Origin of the sequence: Streptomyces sp. NPDC088354, assembly GCF_044753585.1 — a bacterium.
GTDB lineage: Bacteria > Actinomycetota > Actinomycetes > Streptomycetales > Streptomycetaceae > Actinacidiphila.
The window spans coordinates 1-1,453 of the sequence record NZ_JBIVNJ010000165.1 but is presented as its reverse complement, the minus strand read 5'-3'; the positions used below and the strand labels follow the sequence as shown (position 1 = coordinate 1,453).

Here is a 1,453-nt window from a genome sequence, read left to right as displayed (position 1 = left end):
CTGTTGCCCTACCTTCTTCATGGGTTCGCACCGGTCACTCGTAGGATCGGCGGAACCCAGGGGTTCCAGGTATGGCTGTGACTGTTCCGCCGCCGGATGGCTCAGGGGGCTTGGCCGCCCGGAACCCTGCGACGACTCGACCGCTGATTGGGAGACGCGACTCGATCGCTGCGTAGGGCAACGTCGGCGAGGTCGTCTGCGGGACCAATGTAGGACGAGCTGGCGGAGGTGGCTGTGCCCGAGATCTGGGCCGGAGTCGACATCGGCAAAGAGCATCACCACTGCGTGGTCCTCGACACCAAGGGCGAGCGACTGCTGTCGCGCCGCGTCCTGAACGACGAGTCCGAATTGTTGAAGCTGATCAGTGACGTCTTGGCGATATCCGAGGACGTTCTGTGGGCAGTCGACCTGAACCACGGTGGCGCATCCTTGCTGATCGGCCTCCTGCTCAGCCACGAACAGCCGATCGCCTATCTCACCGGCCTGGCTGTTCACCGAGCAGCCGGCACCTATCGGGGCGAGGGCAAGACGGACGCCAAAGACGCCTTCGTCATCGCCGACCAAGCTCGCGTGCGGCGCGATCTCGGGCTGCTACGGCCGGGCGATGAGGTCGCGGTCGATCTGCGCACTCTGACTACTCGGCGCCTGGACCTGGTATTCGACCGTACCCGGCAGATCAACCGACTGCGTGCACAACTGCTGGAGATCTTCCCTGCGTTGGAGCGTTCGCTGGACGTGACCAACAAGGGACCGATCGTGCTACTGACCGGCTACCAGACTCCGGCCGCGATCCGCCGCGCCGGGGTGAGGCGGATTGAGACGTGGCTGAAGAACCGGAAGGTCCGCAGTGCCGCCGTGCTGGCCCGCACGGCCGTCGACGCCGCCCAGGCCCAGCACACGGCCCTGCCCGGCGAAAAGCTGGCTGCCGCCATGGTGGTCCGCCTCGCGAAGGGGGTGATGATCCTGGATGAGGAGATCGCCGAACTCGACGCTCTCATCGAGGCACGGTTTCGCGAGCACCCGCACGCGGAGGTGATCAGCAGCCTGCCTGGCATGGGCAAGCTCCTCGGGGCCGAGTTCCTGGCCGCGACTGGCGGCGACATGGCCGCCTTCGGCAGCGCGGACCGTCTGGCCGGCTTCGCCGGCCTGGCACCCGCCCCGCGCGACTCCGGTCGCGTCAGCGGCAATCTGCGCAGGCCCAGGAGATACCACCGCGGTCTCCTCCGAGCTATGTACCTATCCGCGCTGACCAGCTTGAGGTGCTGCCCTGCGTCCAAGGCCTTCTATGACCGCAAGAGAGCAGAGGGCAAGGGCCACAAGCAAGCACTACTCGCACTCGCCCGGCGTCGCGCCAACGTCCTGTGGGCCATGATCCGTGACGGAGCGTGCTACCAAGCCGTGTCCCCCAGCACCTCGACGGCTTGACAACGGCATTGGGAAGCCCCCTGTCGAA

General features: G+C 66.3%; 1 protein-coding gene. It reads left to right on the top strand.

Features of this window, described 5'->3' with window-relative positions; all coding sequences use genetic code 11:
- The first annotated feature begins 228 nt into the window (after positions 1-228).
- On the top strand, positions 229-1,425 hold the full coding sequence (locus ACIP98_RS42500; protein WP_401982253.1) for an IS110 family transposase: 1,197 nt from the start codon (positions 229-231) through the stop codon (positions 1,423-1,425).
- The last annotated feature ends 28 nt before the right edge of the window (positions 1,426-1,453 follow it).